This is a genomic window from Dorea chungnamensis (genome assembly GCF_039832125.1).
Lineage (GTDB): Bacteria > Bacillota > Clostridia > Lachnospirales > Lachnospiraceae > JAFBIX01.
In genome coordinates, this window is sequence record NZ_JBDOHT010000013.1 from 54,781 (window position 1) to 73,824 (window position 19,044).

At 42.8% G+C, this 19,044-nt stretch carries 19 protein-coding genes and 1 riboswitch; all 19 genes read right to left on the reverse strand.

Translation table 11 applies throughout. From position 1 onward, the window contains the following. Positions 1–7: 7 nt before the first annotated feature. The 19 genes from cbiB to pheT all read right to left on the reverse strand — a co-directional run bounded on the left by cbiB (position 8) and on the right by pheT (position 18,960). Positions 8–940: an adenosylcobinamide-phosphate synthase CbiB gene (cbiB, locus tag ABE613_RS11685; RefSeq protein ID WP_235231812.1), complete on the reverse strand. Its 933-nt coding sequence runs from the start codon at positions 938–940 to the stop codon at positions 8–10. Next, the gene (locus ABE613_RS11690; RefSeq protein ID WP_235231784.1) at positions 828–1,502 is read right to left on the reverse strand and encodes a histidine phosphatase family protein; all 675 of its coding nucleotides are present in this window, start codon (positions 1,500–1,502) and stop codon (positions 828–830) included. Before ABE613_RS11690 ends, cbiB begins: the two co-directional genes overlap by 113 nt. Then, positions 1,499–1,876, reverse strand: coding sequence for a bifunctional adenosylcobinamide kinase/adenosylcobinamide-phosphate guanylyltransferase (locus tag ABE613_RS11695; RefSeq protein WP_347376453.1), 378 nt, complete (start codon positions 1,874–1,876; stop codon positions 1,499–1,501). The genes ABE613_RS11690 and ABE613_RS11695 overlap by 4 nt, the downstream gene beginning before the upstream one ends. Then, positions 1,873–2,667, reverse strand: a complete 795-nt coding sequence (locus ABE613_RS11700) for an adenosylcobinamide-GDP ribazoletransferase (protein ID WP_268826415.1) — start codon at positions 2,665–2,667, stop codon at positions 1,873–1,875. Before ABE613_RS11700 ends, ABE613_RS11695 begins: the two co-directional genes overlap by 4 nt. Next, positions 2,648–3,202, reverse strand: coding sequence for a bifunctional adenosylcobinamide kinase/adenosylcobinamide-phosphate guanylyltransferase (locus ABE613_RS11705; protein WP_235231788.1), 555 nt, complete (start codon positions 3,200–3,202; stop codon positions 2,648–2,650). The genes ABE613_RS11700 and ABE613_RS11705 overlap by 20 nt, the downstream gene beginning before the upstream one ends. After that, positions 3,202–4,257, reverse strand: coding sequence for a nicotinate-nucleotide--dimethylbenzimidazole phosphoribosyltransferase (gene cobT, locus ABE613_RS11710; RefSeq protein ID WP_235231789.1), 1,056 nt, complete (start codon positions 4,255–4,257; stop codon positions 3,202–3,204). The genes ABE613_RS11705 and cobT overlap by 1 nt, the downstream gene beginning before the upstream one ends. Further along, the gene (locus ABE613_RS11715) at positions 4,254–5,618 is read right to left on the reverse strand and encodes a cobyrinic acid a,c-diamide synthase CobB (protein WP_347376454.1); all 1,365 of its coding nucleotides are present in this window, start codon (positions 5,616–5,618) and stop codon (positions 4,254–4,256) included. The genes cobT and ABE613_RS11715 overlap by 4 nt, the downstream gene beginning before the upstream one ends. Further along, positions 5,615–7,606: a precorrin-6A reductase gene (cobK, locus tag ABE613_RS11720; RefSeq protein WP_347376455.1), complete on the reverse strand. Its 1,992-nt coding sequence runs from the start codon at positions 7,604–7,606 to the stop codon at positions 5,615–5,617. Before cobK ends, ABE613_RS11715 begins: the two co-directional genes overlap by 4 nt. After that, positions 7,593–8,330, reverse strand: coding sequence for a precorrin-3B C(17)-methyltransferase (gene cobJ, locus ABE613_RS11725; protein ID WP_347376456.1), 738 nt, complete (start codon positions 8,328–8,330; stop codon positions 7,593–7,595). The genes cobK and cobJ overlap by 14 nt, the downstream gene beginning before the upstream one ends. Next, positions 8,323–9,375, reverse strand: a complete 1,053-nt coding sequence (locus tag ABE613_RS11730; protein WP_347376457.1) for a cobalt-precorrin 5A hydrolase — start codon at positions 9,373–9,375, stop codon at positions 8,323–8,325. Before ABE613_RS11730 ends, cobJ begins: the two co-directional genes overlap by 8 nt. Further along, positions 9,376–10,134: a precorrin-4 C(11)-methyltransferase gene (cobM, locus tag ABE613_RS11735; protein ID WP_235231794.1), complete on the reverse strand. Its 759-nt coding sequence runs from the start codon at positions 10,132–10,134 to the stop codon at positions 9,376–9,378. After that, complete coding sequence (gene cobI / locus ABE613_RS11740; RefSeq protein WP_235231795.1) at positions 10,131–10,823, reverse strand: precorrin-2 C(20)-methyltransferase; 693 nt, start codon at positions 10,821–10,823, stop codon at positions 10,131–10,133. The genes cobM and cobI overlap by 4 nt, the downstream gene beginning before the upstream one ends. Before the next feature lie 40 nt (positions 10,824–10,863). Next, complete coding sequence (gene cbiD / locus ABE613_RS11745) at positions 10,864–12,009, reverse strand: cobalt-precorrin-5B (C(1))-methyltransferase CbiD (protein ID WP_235231796.1); 1,146 nt, start codon at positions 12,007–12,009, stop codon at positions 10,864–10,866. Between the two features lie 143 nt (positions 12,010–12,152). After that, positions 12,153–12,338: riboswitch (cobalamin riboswitch) on the reverse strand. Positions 12,339–12,396: 58 nt separating this feature from the next. After that, complete coding sequence (locus ABE613_RS11750; protein WP_235231797.1) at positions 12,397–13,167, reverse strand: Uma2 family endonuclease; 771 nt, start codon at positions 13,165–13,167, stop codon at positions 12,397–12,399. An 89-nt stretch (positions 13,168–13,256) separates the two neighbouring features. Next, positions 13,257–13,736 carry a superoxide dismutase family protein gene (locus ABE613_RS11755; RefSeq protein ID WP_235231798.1) on the reverse strand — a complete coding sequence of 160 codons (480 nt, stop codon included), beginning with the start codon at positions 13,734–13,736 and terminating at the stop codon, positions 13,257–13,259. 106 nt (positions 13,737–13,842) lie between these two features. Beyond that, the gene (gene queA, locus ABE613_RS11760) at positions 13,843–14,868 is read right to left on the reverse strand and encodes a tRNA preQ1(34) S-adenosylmethionine ribosyltransferase-isomerase QueA (protein WP_235231800.1); all 1,026 of its coding nucleotides are present in this window, start codon (positions 14,866–14,868) and stop codon (positions 13,843–13,845) included. A gap of 23 nt (positions 14,869–14,891) precedes the next feature. Next, a complete protein-coding gene (locus ABE613_RS11765) occupies positions 14,892–15,551 on the reverse strand; it encodes an RDD family protein (protein WP_235231802.1) in 660 nt (219 codons plus the stop codon). After that, positions 15,532–16,521: a signal peptide peptidase SppA gene (gene sppA / locus ABE613_RS11770; protein WP_347376458.1), complete on the reverse strand. Its 990-nt coding sequence runs from the start codon at positions 16,519–16,521 to the stop codon at positions 15,532–15,534. Before sppA ends, ABE613_RS11765 begins: the two co-directional genes overlap by 20 nt. A gap of 18 nt (positions 16,522–16,539) precedes the next feature. Beyond that, the gene (pheT, locus tag ABE613_RS11775; protein WP_347376459.1) at positions 16,540–18,960 is read right to left on the reverse strand and encodes a phenylalanine--tRNA ligase subunit beta; all 2,421 of its coding nucleotides are present in this window, start codon (positions 18,958–18,960) and stop codon (positions 16,540–16,542) included. Positions 18,961–19,044: the final 84 nt, after the last annotated feature.

Genomic DNA, 19,044 nt, shown 5'->3' on the forward strand with positions numbered 1-19,044 from the left:
TTATTTTCTATATCATCCATAGAATGCCAATTTTAATAACACTGAAAATCACCAGTGCAGATATCGCTGTTGCATACAGCAGCGTATGTGCCTTTCTGATATCCTGAATCAAAATTGCGCGAATTGGATCTCCAATCGTTGGTTTCTCATATAATTTTCCAAAATACCATGCATTTCCTGCCAGCTGTATATCCAAAGCTCCCGCCATGACAGACTCTGTCTGCGCAGCATTCGGACTTTTATGGTTATATCTGTCTCTTCGATAAATATGGACTGCATTTTTCCAATCCATCCGTGTCAACACAGATGATAATATCATACACCATGCTGATAGTCGGGCCGGAATATAATTCACTATATCATCCAATTTTGCTGCTGCCGTTCCAAAATAAAGATATTTTTCATTCTTATATCCCACCATGGAATCCATGGTATTCACTGCCTTATAAGCAAATCCCAGCACTGCGCCACCAATCATCAGATAGAAAAGCGGTGCGATGACTCCGTCAGATGTGTTTTCTGCAACGGTTTCCACTGCCGCTTTTGTCACGCCTTCTTGTGTAAGATTCTCTGTATCTCTTCCAACGATCATGGATACTGCCTTTCTTGCCTCTTCAATCCCTTCCCGTTCCAATGCCTGATAGACCTTATCGCTTTCAGTTTTCAAGGACTTTGTAGCAAGTATCTGATAGCACATGAAACTTTCCACTGCCATTCCAAACTGCCATGCATATCCATAAGCAGCCCACAAGATCAGTGCAGGAACCGCCGCACTGATACCGACTACTATTAGCACCAGAACACCCCCACCAATACGCTCTCCTCGTTTAGACTCTGGGAAACAATTTCTGATAATTCGTTCCGCTGTCGTAATCAGATGCCCGATCAGCCGGACCGGATGATACAGCCACCTGGGATCTCCTAAGATCAGATCCAGCAAAAAACCGATCCATACTGATATTGTCATCTGTAATAAAAAGCTCATAACCTTCTCCATTTCCTACCTGATAATCATAATAACTTCCGGCAGGATACGCATATTTTTCCATAATACTCATAATCGTCCCGCCATGTACTACAAATGCTGCCCTTTCAATCCTATCTCTGCGACATTCCTCTAATGCTGCCTCAAATCCCAGAATACTTCTCCTTGAAAATTCTTGCCGACTCTCTCCGCCGGGGAATGGCAAGGTTCCGTTACTGTCAATCCACTTCTGATAATCCTCGCATTCTGCCAACTCCCGATAATTCTTATTTTCAAAAAGTCCAAAATCGCACTCTGCAAGTTCATGAATTACCGTAACTTTTCGCCCTGGATAGACAATGTCCGCCGTCTGCCTGCATCGCTTCAGCGGACTGGTATATATTCTCTGGACATCCGGATAAGATCTCTGTCTCAGAAGCTCGATTCCTTCCGTACATAAAGGTTCATCCGTTTTACCGATATATCGCTTCATTCGATTGCCCTCTGTCATCGAATGACGCAATAAAAAGATTCTCATCCTTTAATCACCTTCCCAATCCCGCAAGACACACGGTGTACAATTTCTGCCTCTTTAGCAAGTCTGGTACAGATCCTGCCCGTCTGCTCACGATATACCCTCTCAAATGGATCTGCCGGAACAATTCCGTAACCAATCTCATCACTGATCACAATCATTTCTGGATTTCGCTTTAAAATCTGCTCTGCAAAATCCTCCGGCAATATATCGTTACGCATCATCCTCTCGATATAAACATGAAAATGATGGATTCCCTGACATTCATACACATCTTCTTCTCCACAGCTTCGTCCATCTATCCATGATATCCTCGGATATATCTTCTTTGCATAATCGAGCTTACCCTGATAAGCCCCTCCGATAATTAAGATCATACAGCCAACCCTTTCACAATCACGTCCACAATGACAACCGACACTGCCATCAGAAGTTCACACATCTGCAGAAAATATCCCGCCAGATCTCCCGTAATTCCACCAAATTTTGACATAGACATCCGATAATAATACCAAAACACCAGCCCGGCAGTCACAATTGCCACAATTCCTAAGATCTTCCCGGTCAATACCATACTGCTGCAGATAATTGCCACATAGATAAGTAATACTCTCTTAGATGCTTTTTTTACAGCATTCTGAGAGAATGTTGCCGCCATTCCTTCCTTTCTTGCCTGCGGAAATGTAATCACTGACAATCCGCTTAATGATCTGGATAGCAGAAAACTCCATGCAATTACGGTGACACTTCTAATCGTAAGGGAGGAATAAATTCCCAGATAAGCTAACAGATAAACCGCACAAGAGATGATGGCAAACGCTCCTGCATGAGAATCCTTCAGAATCTCAAGTCTCTTCTCCCTTGGCTGATAGGAACTGACAGCATCCTGCGTATCCAGAAATCCGTCCATATGAATTCCTCCAGTAATCGCAATCGGCACCAACAATAATAGAATGGTCCAAAAAAGATCCGAGAATAGGACACCTTGTGAAGCAGCCACTCCTTTCAAGACAAATAGTCCATATGTTATAGCTCCTATCACGCCTCCAACCAACGGGAAAAAGCACATAGCATACGATATATTTTCTTCTGTCCATTCACTCTTTGGCATAGGGATTCTGCTATACATCGAAAATGCAATTTTAAAACTATTCCATATTCTGCTCATCCTTAATTAACACTGGGATACCATACACCACTTCCGTCACTCGATCTGCCAGACTGGCAATTCTCTGATTCACCATTCCCATCATCTGCCGATACTGTTCTGTCTCAGGACTGTAACCATTGATATCCGAATTCACTTCATTGGTCACAATCGTAAGACACAACGTATGCTCTGATAAGTGAATCAATCCGTCCAGAATCTCTTCCAGTGTCTCCTTCCTTCCCTTTATCGTTCCATCCTCACGGTAGAATTCATTTGCCACAAGATTCGATACACATTCCAATAATATTCCTTCATTATCAGGAATTGGCATATTCTTTAGATCCGTGTACCGTTCCAGTGTGGTAAATCCCTTTCCGGCGCGAAGCCTGTGGTGGCGTTCTATCTTTTTCACCGTCTCTTCTCCATAAGGCTTCATTGTTGCAATATAAAGAAGGGACTGGTCCTTTCCTGTCTGCTGTCTATGCCCGATCAACCAATCCTCTGCATAAGCAGACTTACCACTTCCACTTCCGCCTGTAATCATATGTATCATTATCGATCACCAAGTTCTTCATAATCTTCTATATTATTTTCTGAAAATGTACTCATTTTGTGATAAACTTCTAAAGCCATCTCGAGAACCGGCAAAAAAGCAACCGCCCCCGTCCCTTCTCCAAGACACATATGACAATCCAGAGATGCACTTAAATTCAACTCTTCCAGGATCACATGCATTCCAGGTTCTTTTGATACATGAGAGGCAATCATATATTCCCTGGCATCAGGACATATTCTCGCTGCAATTAAGGCTGCCACAGCAGATATGAATCCATCCATCACCACCGGAAGATGGCAATAAGCTCCTCCCAGATATATGCCGGCAAGACCTGCCAGATCAAAACCTCCCACTTTACTTAATACATCCAGAGCATCTTGGGGATCCGGCTGATGGAGCGATATAGCCTTTTCAATTGTCTGAATCTTCCGATTCAGACCCTCACTGGTAAGTCCAGCACCTCTTCCAGTCATAAATTCTACCGGACGATTCAAAAGGACCGATGCTACAGCACTGCTGGTTGTCGTATTTCCAATTCCCATCTCACCAGTAGCCAGAATCTGATAACCTTCTTCTTTTTTCTCTATAGCAATCTGTATTCCAGTCATAACAGACTGAATGGCTTCTTCTCTGGTCATAGCCGGTTCCCGCGCCATATTTTTCGTTCCATACGCCACCTTATAATCGGGTACTCTGGTGTCTACCGCCATCCCAATATCAATAGGAAACAAGTCTACTCCGGCTTTTTTGCACATAATCGCTGCACTAGTGTTGCAATCCAGAAAATTTTCTGCAACAATCGCTGTTACTTCCTGACCGCTCTGTGTCACACCTTCTGCTACAACTCCATTATCTGCACACATGGCAATCAATGCTTTCTTATCAATTTTTACATCCGCAGTTCTGGTAATTCCGGCAATTCGAATGATATTTTCTTCCAGTTTCCCAAGACTGTGCAGTGGTTTCGCAATAGAATTCCACTGTTTTGATGATCGTTCCATTGCCCTTCTGTCAATAGGTTCGATTGCTTTGATGATCTGCTCTAATGTCATTTTCTTTCCTCTTTTCTGCTGCATTGATCCAAAAATGCTTCTACAACCTTTAAGTTGCCGCAATAATGTATGTGCGGATATCCCGCCAATATGGTCTCTGTACTTACCATACACTTCCAGGAGCGTTCCGACAACGGCTTTTTCGCCACAAATTCCTGCCCACACTGTGTGGAATCATAGTAATGAAATTCATGTGCCGGTAATGCATCTATTTTTTTTCCGAAGGCAGTTCCCTGAGACAATGTTACATATCCAAAGCGTTTTAATGATGATGTATAGAAGCTTTTACCTCTTAACGCCCCTACCATTTCATAACTCTTTCCATCTTCAGCGGTAATACTTTCCTGCAGATACATAAAACCTCCACATTCCGCCATGCATGGCAATCCCTCTTCAAGAGCCTGACGAATTTCAAGGCGAATACTTTGATTCTGGCACAAGTCCTTTGCACATAATTCCGGATACCCTCCATAGAAGAGAAGTCCATCCAGTCTGTCAGGAAGATGCCTGTCCCTTACCGGTGAAAAGGGCATCAATTTTACTCCCCGGTCTTCCAGAATATCCAGATTATCCTGATACATAAAGCAGAATGCCTCATCTTTCGCCAGACCGATGCGCAATCCATCATAACGTTTTTTTAAATATGAAGTCGATGTGTCCGGCAAGTCTGGCGCTGTCCGTGCCAATTTCACCAATCCATCCAGATCCAACGTCTGCTCCAATGTCTCTCCCAGATTCTTAAGTTTCAACTGAAGGGATTCTATTTCCTGCGGCATCTTAAGCCCAAGATATCTACTTTCCAACACGCAGTCTTCAATAACAGGAACGTAACCATATACTTTTACACTCGTCTCACGTTCAATCGTTTCTTTCATTCGCCCATACATCATTGGTGACAGACGATTCAAGATCACACCCGCAATCCGGCTGTCCGTCCGATATTGAAGAAACCCCTGAATCAGCGGAACAATAGAAACACTGATACCTTTACAATCCAGAATCAATACTGCCGGTGTCTCTGTCGTATCTGCCACATCATAAGCACTTGATTCCACAGATGTACCCGCAAGGCCATCATAATACCCCATAACACCTTCTATTACGGCTATATCGCATTTTGAGCCATTCTTATATAGAAGATGCCTGACTCCCTCTCTTCCACATAAAAATGTATCCAGATTATAACTATCAAGTCCAATAACTTCCCGATGAAACATCGGATCAATATAATCCGGTCCACATTTAAATGCAGCGACCCGAAATTCTCGGTTCTTTAACGCCTGTAATATTCCGCAGGTAATCATGGTCTTTCCGGTCCCACTTCTTGGTGCAGTTAACAGTATTCTCGGTATCCGACTCATTCTCTTCCATCCTCATTACACGTAAAGCTAATCACAGAGACTGGATTCTGTCCCATCATCATATGATAGCTTCCCACACTTTTTGACTTTGCCACTGATATCTGGACAATCTCTTCCTCTGTAACCTTCACCTCATCACAACACTTAACAGCTTCTGCCAAAGTTTCCAATGCAATAGCGTTAATCACTACTCGAACTTTTGGATTCTTCTGCGCCACAGTCTGTATAATTTCTTTCATATGTCCCTTACTTCCGCCAATAAACACACAATCCGGTGCCGGAAGTTCTTCTAATACATCTGGTGCTTCTCCTGCAATTACTGTAAGATTGTCGACTTTCATCTTTCTCTGATTCTGAAGTATCAAGGCAACTGCTTCTTCATTTCTCTCTATCGCATAGACATGTCCCTGATCTGCCTGAATTGCTGCTTCCACAGAAACAGAACCGGTACCTGCTCCAACATCATACACAATAGAATCTCTCTTTAGATGCAGTTTTGAGAGGCTGACACTACGAACTTCCTCTTTTGTCATAGGTACATCTCCACGCACAAATTCTCGATCCGGCAATCCATGAGTCGTCACCTGCGTTCCTCCCTTTGGATTTTCAATATAAACTACCGCAAGATCTCCGACGTTATAATCTACCAGAGATTCTGCCGTTCCCGACTCAATCTTCTCAGCTTCATACGCCAGATCGCTCCCAATGCAAACATTCAGATTGCCATACCCATATTCCATCATTTCTCGACATATGCTTCGGACTCCATCTGCATTTCCCGAAAGAGCAATCGTCTTCTTATGATTACGGATAACAGAGATTAAATTAGTTTTCCTTCCATGAACGCTGGTCAGTGCTGCATCATCCCAGGAAATGCCCAACCTGGCACAGAAATAGGCTACCGAAGAAATTCCAGGAACCACTTCCGCTTCAATATCCGGCTCCTGTTGTAATAACTGAAGCAGCTTCTTGGCACCACTATAGAACCCTACATCACCGGATAATGCGACTACAACATTCTCATACTCTGGATGTTCTTTAATATAAGCAAGTATCTCTTCCGGCTTGTAAGCCGCATAGGATGGCTGCTCTGCCTTTGCAGAAGACTCCAGCATACGCTTTGCTCCAATCAGTAACTGCGCTTTCTGACAGATTTTTTTTCCTTGCACCGTAAAGGTATCTTCCGGCCCCATTCCGATTCCTACGATAGAAACTTTCCACTTATCTTGTAAATTTAATTCTTTCTTTAAAAACCCACACATTTCTCTATATGCAAGTCCCGTCTCCTGAAAAGGCCGTCCGATTACAACCAGTCCAACGCCCGCAAGTCTGGCAGCCTGGCATTTTTCTCTGTATCCTCCCACATTGCCAGATTCCTTCGTCACCAGATACGCAATCTCAAATTCCCGCAGCATTGCCAGATTCATCTCAACCGAAAACGGCCCTTGCATGCAGATCAGATGTCTTCCAGTAAACCCAAGATCTTCGCACTTGGCAGCTACATTCTGCAGAGAGAGCACTCGCGCATAGACTCGCTCCTGATAATCTGTTAGTCTGGTATACTCCTCCAACTCTTTACTTCCAGTTGTTACGAGAATATTTCCTTCCGTCTGTTCCAGAAATCGAATGGCTTCCTCCATATTCTCTACACAGACACAATCCTGCATCTGACTGGATTCTCTGACCAGGCGCAGATAATCTGCATTGCACTGTTCGCAGGCAGTTCTCAGATTCTCCGTCACTTCTTTGGCATAGGGATGTGTCGCATCAACCACATAGCGTGGCCGATATTTTCGAATAAATTGTTGCATTTCTTCACAATCCATCCGATTGTGAGATACGGTAATATTCGTATCTTCTGGAAGAAGGCTCTCTCCATATGAAGTTGCAACACAGACATGTACCTGTACCTGCCTTTTCACCAAATATTCCGCCAGTTTCCTGCCTTCTGTAGTTCCTCCGAAGATTAATATCTTAATCTCTTTCATAACGATATCCCCTTGGCGTAACCATTTTTCCGTCTATTACTTTTGTATCACAATTTCCGATAAATACTGTAGAGAACATATCTACTGCTGTTTTCTGTAATTCCTTCAAGGATAGTATCTGCATCGCTTCACCTTCTCTTGCGATATTTTTTACAACACCACATACGGTATCTTCCGATTTATATCGGAGCATCAGATCACATGCCTTATCCAGATAATCTGCCCGCTTCTTACTGGATGGGTTATACAGGCAGATCACAAAATCTGCTTGCGCTGCCGCAAGAAGTCTCTTTTCGATCTTCTTCCATGGAGTCAGAAGATCACTGAGACTGATCAGACAACAATCATGGCTCATAGGCGCTCCTAAGACTGCCGCACCGCCTATAGCCGCTGTCACTCCCGGAATAATCTCTAATTCAATATCCGGATATTTTTCTCCAATCTCATACATCAACCCGGCCATGCCATAGATTCCGGCATCCCCACTGCATACCATTGCTGTCGTCCGCCCTTTTGCAGCTTCTTCAAAAGCCATCTCACAGCGACGAACCTCCTGTCTCATTGGGGTAGTCAAAAACTCTTTTTCACCGAAATATTCTCGAAGAAGATCAACATACACCGTATACCCTACGATTACATCGCATTTCTTTAACGCTTCCGCTGCTTTGATCGTCATCTGTTCATATGATCCCGGTCCGATTCCTATCACATATATCTTATTCAAAACTTATCCTCCATTCTTTTACGGCAAGTGCAACGGTGACCCCATTACCCGCTTGTTTTTTTACAATAAGCTGTCCAGATTCACTGGCACACAAAGCACTGCGTTCACACACATTATCAACACCAGTCACCCGTTCTACGAATCCAGACGACGTGAAATCGCCTTTTACCTCTTGTAATTCTTTCGAACTATATACCTGAAATTGTAATCGGTGTGCCAAACAGTATTCAAGAATTCCTGGTTCATTTGCCTTTATATCAATACTCGCAGCCTGCCAGATACTTTCCGGCCAGATATGATTCTGCCGCAGAACATTGGTGACGGCCAGTTCAATCTGTTCTGCTTCTGTATGCTTCCTACATCCGATTCCTGCGACAACAACTTTTGGAATCAGATACAATGTCTGGCTCCATGCAGGATTTCGATAAATTCCTACCGATATATCCGGTTCATTTTTTCCCTGGTCTTCTATCGGATTCCAGAGGACAAGTCCCCGTGGAAGCTTTCCTTCCACATTCTTCTCATTACCCTGAAAATCAATCAAAACCGGCGTCTCCTTCAATATATCTGCTGAGATTCTTTTTGCTCTTTTCATATCCTGTATCTGAAGTCCGTTTTTTACTGCAAAAACATCCACTGCCCATTTTTGGTTAATATCAGTCGCTGTCGTGATCACCGGCAGTGCCTGTACCTTTTCACAGACTAACAGAGCCAGCTCATTAGCCCCACCTATATGCCCAGATAATAGAGGAATACAATGGATTCCCATTTCATCAATGACCAAAACAGCCGGATCCTTCTGCTTTGATCTTACATATGGCGCTATAGCACGTACTGCAATGCCTGTAGCTCCAATGAAGATCAGCGCATCCTGACTTTCAAACTGTTGTCTGGTCCAGTCTGACAGAGTAAGATCTGTCGCTTCTGGTATGCCCATACATTTGACATCTACGGTTACCCGATACTCTTCCGCTCTCAGTCCGGCCGCCACTTTGTCTGCCAGGATTTTGCCTTTTTGTGTAAAACATATGAGTGCTACATTCATTTACTCTGTTCCTTCCCGATATTCCGTAGTAAATGTAGGATCATATAACTTTGATCGCTGATAATGATTATGGCTGACAACATCTCCAACAATAATCAATGCTGTCTTTCTAATTCCATGAGACTTTGCCGTCTCTTCCAATGTCTCTATCGTACAGATATGTGTCTCTTCCTCAGGCCAGGTCGCCTTATATACAATTGCAGCCGGTGTATCCGGTTCATAACCTCCACAGATCAGTTGTTCTGTCAGTTTCGCCAGTAGTCCTGTACTTAAGAACAGTACCATGGTCGCCCTGTGCTTTGCAAATGAAGCAATACTCTCTCTCTCCGGCACAGGTGTCCTTCCTTCTGTTCTTGTAATGACCACACTCTGCGATACATCCGGCAAAGTATATTCCAGATTCAATGCTGCCGCAGCACCACAAAAAGAGCTTACCCCCGGGCAAGAATCATATAGAATGTTCTTCTCATCCAGAATATCCATCTGCTCTCGAATCGCACCATAGAGACATGGATCTCCCGTATGCAGCCGGACAGTCATCTGACTCTTTTTTTCTGCCTGTATCATTACCTCTATCACTTCCTCCAGCGTCATGAATGCGCTATTGTAGATCTTACATCCTTCTTTCGCATATTTTAAAAGTCCCGGATTCACTAAGGACCCTGCATAGATAATTACGTCAGCATCTTCGATCATCTTCTGCCCCCTGACTGTAATCAGATCTTCTGCCCCAGGTCCAGCTCCAACAAAATGTATCATAACGCCTCTCCTTCTTTCACAAATAACAATGTATAATACCCTGCATCTTCAGGAATCTGTTCTGTTCCATAATAGATATGCTCCGTCTTCATTCCACAGTTTTCTACCATGACAACAGATGCATCCATATCTTTTAGCTGTTCTTTTACATGCGGAAGTTTCTTTCCTGCCTTCATAAGAATCTTTGTTCCTTCTAACTGCAGAGCCTCTTCAATCTGATATGAAGCCGGAATAATGTGAATCTGTTCCGCTTTCTCAGCAATTCCTATATTCAGTCTCGCCGCTGCTGCACAGAATGATGGAACTCCGCTGACCATCTCTACCTCATATCCCTTTTTTTGAATCTCTTTATGCAGATAAATATAAGTAGAATACACTGCAGGATCTCCTAATGTTAAAAATGCCACTTTCTTTCCTTTATCCAGGCAACGACTCAAAACTTTCGCACCTTCCTCATGATTCTTTTGTAAAGTCTGCTCATCTTTTGTCATAGGCATATAAATCCCCAACAGCTCTTTTTGTTCAATCTCTGGATACGCTTCCCTGACAATCTGATAAGCAACCGTTTCCATCGGATTCCTGCCCGGAACCGCAATCACATCACATTCTCGAATAACTCGCAATGCTTTTACTGTTAAAAGCTCCGGATCTCCGGGGCCTACGCCAACTCCATATAAGATTCCTGCCATCTTCATTCTCCTTGTGTCTTTATTACTATATGATGCTAGGTCATACGCTTTTGACCCTAACTTTATATTTTTCTATCAGATGTTCTGCCTGGCTGGTCTTTCCAAGAATACCATATATATTGGAAAATGTGATCGCACCAATCTGAAGCTCACCTGCTGCCCGGTAATTCAAATACTGCTCCATTCGCTCCATTATCTGCCCCATAATCCTTTCTCGCTCAGAAACTGTGCATCTGTCCAATGCATCATCTGTTGTCATACAATCCAGGAATTCACAGGTCTTTTCCCTCGAAACTCCTGCTTTTAACGCTGCCGCTGCAAGAATCTCCATCCGACAGTCCGCCCATCTTGAATGGGTATTCATAATCCCTCCGGCAACTTTAATGAGTTTTCCGATATGCCCTACCAGCAGAATACCTTTACTTCCCTGATCAATTGCCATATCTATAGTCTGTCCAATATAATTACTGCATTTAACCACTTCCTGCTCTTCAATCCCATAGGCTTGTCTCAGAAAATCCAGGCCATAATTCCCCGGTGCCGCAATCAGATATTCTTTTCCTGCCGCTATTTTCACTCTTATATCCAGGCAAATAGTATCCAACAATGCCTGCTCACTCATCGGTTCTACCAATCCGCTGGTTCCCAGAATCGACAGACCACCCTCAATTCCCAGTCTCGGATTAAAAGTCTTTGCTGCAAGACGTTTTCCTTCCGGTATGGATATCTCAACATATATGCCCCCAAGATAACCAACCTCCTCACAGGCATCCTCCACTTCTTGCAAGATCATCTTACGCGGAACGCGATTGATCGCCGCATTCCCAACTGGTTGATCCAGACCTGGTTTCGTAACTCTCCCGATTCCCTGACCTCCATCAAGAATGTACTGTCCTGTATTTGTTTTTTCCACTTTACTGTACACCATGATTCCGTTCGTGATATCAGGATCATCTCCACTATCTTTTTGGACTGCACAAGATATGCTCTGTATCTCCTTTTGATTCTCATCCCGGTATTCTATCCTGATATCATGAATCTTCAACTGAAGTTTCTTTCCCTTGGGAAGTTCCACTTCTACCTGATCTATCTGCTCTTTTGCAAATAGCATCTTCAGCGCGGCTTTCGTCGCCGCCTGTGCGCACGTTCCCGTAGTATAACCCCAGGCAAGTTTTTTCTGTGCCATTCTTTCTCTCCTGTCACATCTTTTTCTACATTCATGAATATATCTTTTTCATATGAAAGAAAAAGGAGGTGACGCCTTGCGACAATCCCTCCATACAATCAGAACTTTTCCATTCTTATGTATCATCCTGCCCTCACCGTAAGACTTTACTCTGATTACTGGCAGGTATCCTGACTTAAAACTAAAACCTAATCCCCGCCCTTCCCGTTGTCATTCTCACAACAGTGGTCCGCAGGTTTCGTCATTTCTTACAGTAGAGTGAGCTGCTGCGGATTCGCACCGCATTCCCTTTTCATCCACAAAGTGAAACCAGTCTCAATATCTATATTCTATCGGTTTATGTCAGGCATGTCAAATTCTTTTCTGCTTCCTGTTTCTATTCCCTTTTTATTCATATAAAAAACTTATATATTCATAGATTTCAGCAAAATTTATGATACATTTCCCTTCAAAAATCCTCACTGGAACTTTGTCATCAAATCCATAGATTACTGGAAATTCATCATGTTCAAAGTCATATACTAATACTTTTTTCTGTACCGGATCTACAATCCAGTATTCTCTGACTCCTGCACTGGCATATTTTTCACACTTTATAATCATATCTTTCTTTCTTCCTGATTCAGAGAGAATTTCCACAATGAAATCCGGTGCCCCATAAGTACAATGCTTAATTAATTTCCTCCGATCACACACTACAAACACGTCTGGCTGAACCATCGTCTTATCATCACAGTCGAGCTGAACATCTGCCGGCGCAACAAACGGAATACACTGCCCACCTTCTTTTTTTATATAATCTTTGATTGGCTGCCATATCTCTGTACATAATAATTGATGCAAATTCGACGGTGCCGCCATATCATAGATGACTCCATTCATTAACTCCACACGTCTTTCTTTCGGCAATGCATAATAATCTTGCACAGTATATTCCCCCGGTCTTTTCACCGAATAATCCCTTACAGATTCAGCCATCTTGTTATCTTCTTTTTTCAGCACTTTCTCTAAAGCCAACAATGTATCATATCGTGGTGAGGCAGTTACACCCGCAAAAATTTTCTGCACTGTGCCAAGAGGAACACCCGATAGTTCTGAAATCATTTCGTTCGTATAACCTAAGAGTTTCTTTCTCTCTTTCATTTCCTGTACTGTCATTTTGGTTCCTCTCTTTCATTTGTTTTCATAATTATATCTTTTATCACTCCATATGTCAATCATATTATTTCCATTTAATTTCCATATTTTTACCGTATCTCGCTCTCTCGTGCCTGAATCTCGCCACAGGCAATCATTTCTCCAGAAGCACCAGATGGCTGTGTATGAAAATCATCCGGCAACGCATGGATAATTACCGTTTTTCCAATGACATCCTCAGGATAAAACCGATCTGTATATACACACATCCACGCAATCCCATTATTACTTAGCAGAGGCGGCAAATCCCCTGCATGCTCAGGATGCTGTGATTTTACTGACTGGTAATGCCCATCAACATTTGCAAAGGGCTCCTGATCTGCTCCAGAACAGCTGCCACCTTCATGAATATGAAATCCATGAAACTGTTGACTGCTTTTTCCATTGATATCTGTAATCCCATAAATAGATGCAACCAGCACCGTTCCTCCAAACGTATCATAAAAATCCACTCTACCTCTGAGATGTGGATACTTTGCACTTCCTGCTATCTTCGCAGAAGCAGTTGGATGATTCTCCATAATCTTCATCTTACCATCACACTCCTTGTGGCATTCTATGCAAATACCTTCAGGAATATGTAAAAAGGATGGGGCGGGGAAAAAATTCATTTTCCCCGTCCCATCCTTTCATGCGTTAACAGATCAACATAGCATCTCCAAACGAAAAAAAGCGATATTTTTCTCTGACAGCCTCTTCATATGCCGACAGCACATGTTCTCTTCCAGCCAAAGCCGACACCAGCATGATGAGTGTAGACTCTGGAAGATGAAAATTCGTAATCAGACAATCCAAAACCTTAAATTTATATCCTGGATAAATGAAGATTTCTGTCCATCCACTGCATGCTTTCAAATGTCCCGTCTCATCTGCGGCAGACTCAATAGTCCTGCAGCTGGTTGTCCCTACACAGATAACTCTGTTTCCGGAATCTTTTGCCATATTAATCTTGGCCGCTGCATCTTCATCAATCTGAAAAAATTCGGAATGCATATGGTGTTCCGTAATCTCATCTACTTTAACCGGTCGAAATGTTCCAAGGCCTACGTGAAGTGTTACTCTGGCTATATCAATTCCCTTTTCTTCAATGGCTTTCAGAAGTTCCGGTGTGAAATGGAGTCCTGCCGTTGGTGCAGCCGCAGACCCTGTATGAGTAGCGTATACTGTCTGGTAACGGTTTTTATCCTCCAGTTGATGAGTAATGTACGGCGGAAGAGGCATCTGTCCCAACTGATCTAAGATTTCCTCAAAGATTCCATCATAGGTAAATTGTATCAAACGATTCCCTTCTTCTACCACATCAATGACTTCACCAATTAAAAGCCCCTCTCCAAAGCTGATCTTCGTTCCTATTTTTGCCTTTTTCCCCGGCTTTACCAGAGTCTCCCAGACATTATTTTCTTTTCTTTTTAATAATAATATTTCTATCTTGGCATCAGTTCCTACTTTTGAACCAATTAATCTAGCCGGAATTACTTTCGTATCATTAATAACCAGACAATCTCCCTCATGTAGATAATCAATAATTTCTTTAAATACATGGTGGGAAACAGCTCCAGACTCCTTGTCAAGTACAAGAAGTCTGGAGCTGGAACGATCCTCCAATGGATCCTGAGCAATTAATTCTTCCGGCAATTCATAATAAAAATCTTGACGTTTCATAATATGAATCCCTTCTTTATATATTATTGTGCATGTCCCTGATGAATCTGCTCATCCACGGACTTCTGAACCGATGGATCCTGAGGCGGCATTGCCCCTGGACCTTGCGGCGGCATCGGCGCCGGACCTTGTGGTGGCATTGGTGCCGGACCTTGCGGTGGCATTGGTGCCGGACCTTGTGGCGGCACTTGCCACCCCTGCGGGACTTGATATACTGGATATACTTTTACTTTCTTAGCATAGATAACTCTCGTGTCACAAAGCATATCATGCAATCCTCGTTTTTCACGGTCGACGCCTGCCATAATATATCCAATCCCGACAGACAAACCACACAGGAACCTCCCGACCGTCTCCCGGTAAATCACATCGATCAGATTCAGTTTCTGGCTCCCATCTTCGTTGACAACCCTCAGATTCATTGCTTTTTTTCCAAGAGTCGTCCCGGTATAATAGGTAAACAGAACGAAATACGTCACTTGAAGCACATAAAGAATAATATCTTTCCAAGTATAATGGAACAATATATTTCTTCCAGAAAGTGCACCGCCAGCTACTACCGATAATAGGATTCTCACGAGCAAAAGTCCCACAAACACTACCGAACGGTCAATACAATAAGCTGCTGCTCGTACCCAAAAACCGGCGAACTCCATTGAAGGTCTATTGTAATTGTTCTGCATAGTACATCGGCACCCCGCTTTCCATATCTGCTGCGGTCTCTGTCAATATCTGAGCTTCTGATTTTGGAACCAAGTCTTTGACTTCTGCCAACAGTGAAGACAGTGTATTTTTTGAACTTTCCAATTCATAGAATTCATCAACATTTAATTCTTCACTCATTGCTTCCTTCATATCAGCGTAAAGACTGATCTCATCAATCAACCCATTTTCCAGTGCTTGATTTGCCGTATAGGTACGTCCGTCTGCAAGCTGTTTCACTTCCTCCTCGGACATACCACGTCCATCTGCTACTATCCCAACAAATTTTGAATAATATTCATCCACTTGACTCTGATAAATTGCTATCTGCTCATCAGTCATCTTGGAACTATCCTTATTGGCACCGCTGGTAATACTTACATAGCGAATTCCTAATTTTTCATATAACCCACTCATATCATACCCTGCCATGATCACGCCAATAGAGCCTGTTGTTGTATTTGGATTTGCATATATCTTATCTGCTGACATAGACACCATATATCCGCCAGAAGCTGCATAATGTGCCATATAATCCCAGACAGGACGTCCGGTGGTCTCCTTGTATTCTTTTAACTTCAGATAGAGCTCTTCTGATTCATATACGGTACCACCAGGTGAATCCACATACAGCAAGATGCCCTGATTATTCGAATCATCCATCAAATTATCAATATACTCCAACGTTGTTGTGTGTTGATAACCTGAAGATGTCTCAAAATAATTGCTCTCTGTCTGTTCTTGAATCGTTCCTTCTACTCTGACGATTGCAATATAGTTTTTCCCAGGCGGTTGGAAATCGTAGCCTCCCGTCAAAAGATGCTCAGCACTTTCTTCCAGCATTCTCTGTGAAAATGAATCTGTCAACGCATTTGTCAATACACTGGCCACTCCTATCGCAACAAACAGGATAGCTGCTATAATCAGACCACCAATCTGCTTTTTCTTCATGCTTTTACTCTCCATATTTTATTTACGAAGCTCGATTCCCATGCCTTCCAACGCTTTCAGAATTCTATCCATGGACTCTGAAACTTCTGAATCTTCGAGTGTCTTATCTTTCGCACGGAACACGATAGAATATGCTACTGATTTGTATCCTTCCTTAATCTGTGCTCCTTCATAAAGATCGAACAGTGCATAGCTTTCCAGATATACTCCGCCCTTTTTCTCAATGACTTCTTCAACCTGGCCTACCAGGATGTCTTTCGGCATAACCATACTGATATCACGTGTCACAGCAGGGAATCTCGCAATTCCTGTGTACTTTCTGTCAAATGATGCTCTCTCAACGATTTCAGGCATATCAATCACTGCAACGTATGCTCTTGTACCGATACCATATGCATCTGCAACATCTGGATGCAATTCTCCCAGATAACCAACAACCTTGCCATCATAAATAATATTTGCCTGACGACCCGGATGAAGATATGGTTTTCCTGCATTTGGATCATATGTTTCTTTCTTATGCAGACCAACCTTTTCAAAGAACTCTTCAACTACACCTTTCATACTGAAGAAATCTCCATCTCCATACATTCCAAGTGTAAACTGCATTCTTTCTTCCGGAAGTTCTGTGAGCGGAAGAGCCTTCGGGATGTATACATTACCTAATTCATACAGTCTGACATTCTTATTTCTTCTATTATAATTAGTTGCCAATGATGTCAGCATTCCATTCAAAGAAGTCGTACGCATGATACTATAGTCTTCTCCAAGAGGATTCATAATCTCAACCGTCTGACGAAGCGGTGAGTCTGCAGGTATCATTAATTTATCAAATACCTTTGGACTTTCAAATGAATAAGTCATTCCCTGGCTAAATCCACAGAACTCAGCAATATCACGAGCAACTTCTTCTACACGCAGCTTGAATGACAATTTACCAGTTGTAGCTTCACCTTTCGGAAGTGTAGTTGGAATATTGTCATATCCGTAGAATCTTGCCACTTCTTCTGCCAAGTCAGCCATGCGGAATAAGTCATGACGGAAAGTAGGCGCAATTACTTCGTTTGTCTCTTCATCATATTCAAGATCTATCTTTTTGAAGTATCCAATCATCTCTTCCTTTGAAATGTTGGTTCCAAGCAGACTATTGATTTCATCCTGATCAAAAGGAACTCTTACCGGCTCTTTTTTCTTACCATAGACATCAACCATTCCACCTACCACTTCACCAGCTCCTAATTCTTCTACCAGCTGGCATGCACGGTCGATAGCAGCCTGTGCATTATTTGGATCAAGACCTTTTTCAAACTTACCAGAAGCATCGGTACGAAGTCCGATCTTCTTACTAGATTTACGGATATTTGTTCCATCGAAACAAGCAGCTTCAAAAAGCATTGTCTGTACATCATCTGTAATCATGGAATTCTCTCCACCCATGATACCTGCAATACCGATGGATTTCTGTCCATCGCAGATCATCAGTACAGATTCGTCCATCTCTCTTTCCTGCCCATCCAGAGTTGTAAACTTTTCTCCTTTTGCAGCTTTGCGCACAATAATCTCACGGTCAGCGATTGTATCCAGATCATAGGCATGCATCGGCTGTCCATATTCTTCCATGACATAGTTTGTGATATCAACCAGATTATTGATTGGACGAATGCCTACAGAAGCCAGACGTCTCTGCATCCACTTTGGAGACGGTCCGATCTTAATATTCTTCACAACTCTTGCACAATATCTCGGGCAGAGATCACTGTCTTTTACAGTTACTTTGATATAGTCGTTAACATCCTCAGCATTTCCAGTCTTAGTTACTACCGGAGGTTGAAATTCCTTTCCGAAAGTAGCGGCAGCTTCTCTTGCAATACCTACAACACTAAAGCAATCTACACGATTAGAAGTAATCTCATACTCAAATACCACATCATTCAGTCCCAATGCTTCAATTGCGCTGGCTCCTACCTCTGTATCCTCTGGGAAGATATAGATTCCTTCTTCCGGTGCCTCTGGATACATGTCACGATTAGAGCCAAGTTCTTCAATAGAGCACATCATGCCGCAGCTCTCTACTCCACGAAGCTTACCCTTCTTAATCTTTATTCCACCTGCGACACGACTTCCCGGCTCATGTCCTCCAGCAACACGTCCCCCGTCCAGTACGACAGGAACCTTGTCCCCTTCATTCACATTATGTGCACCTGTGACAATCTGAACAGACTCACTTCCTACATTCACCTGACAGATAATCAGCTTATCTGCGTCCGGGTGCTTCTCAATCTTGTCAATCTGTCCAATCACAATCTTGTCCAGATCCGCGTCCAGCACCTCATATCCTTCCACCTTCGTTCCAGACAACGTCATTGCGTCTGTATATTCCTGAGCAGTAACATCCAAGTCAGGAACATATGCTTTTATCCATGATAATGATGTATTCATTTTTTCTCCTTTCTGGGGACGTAGTATTCTTTCACTTTACTACGTCCCTTTTTGCATTTTATGGTGTACCCAAATGCATTTTGC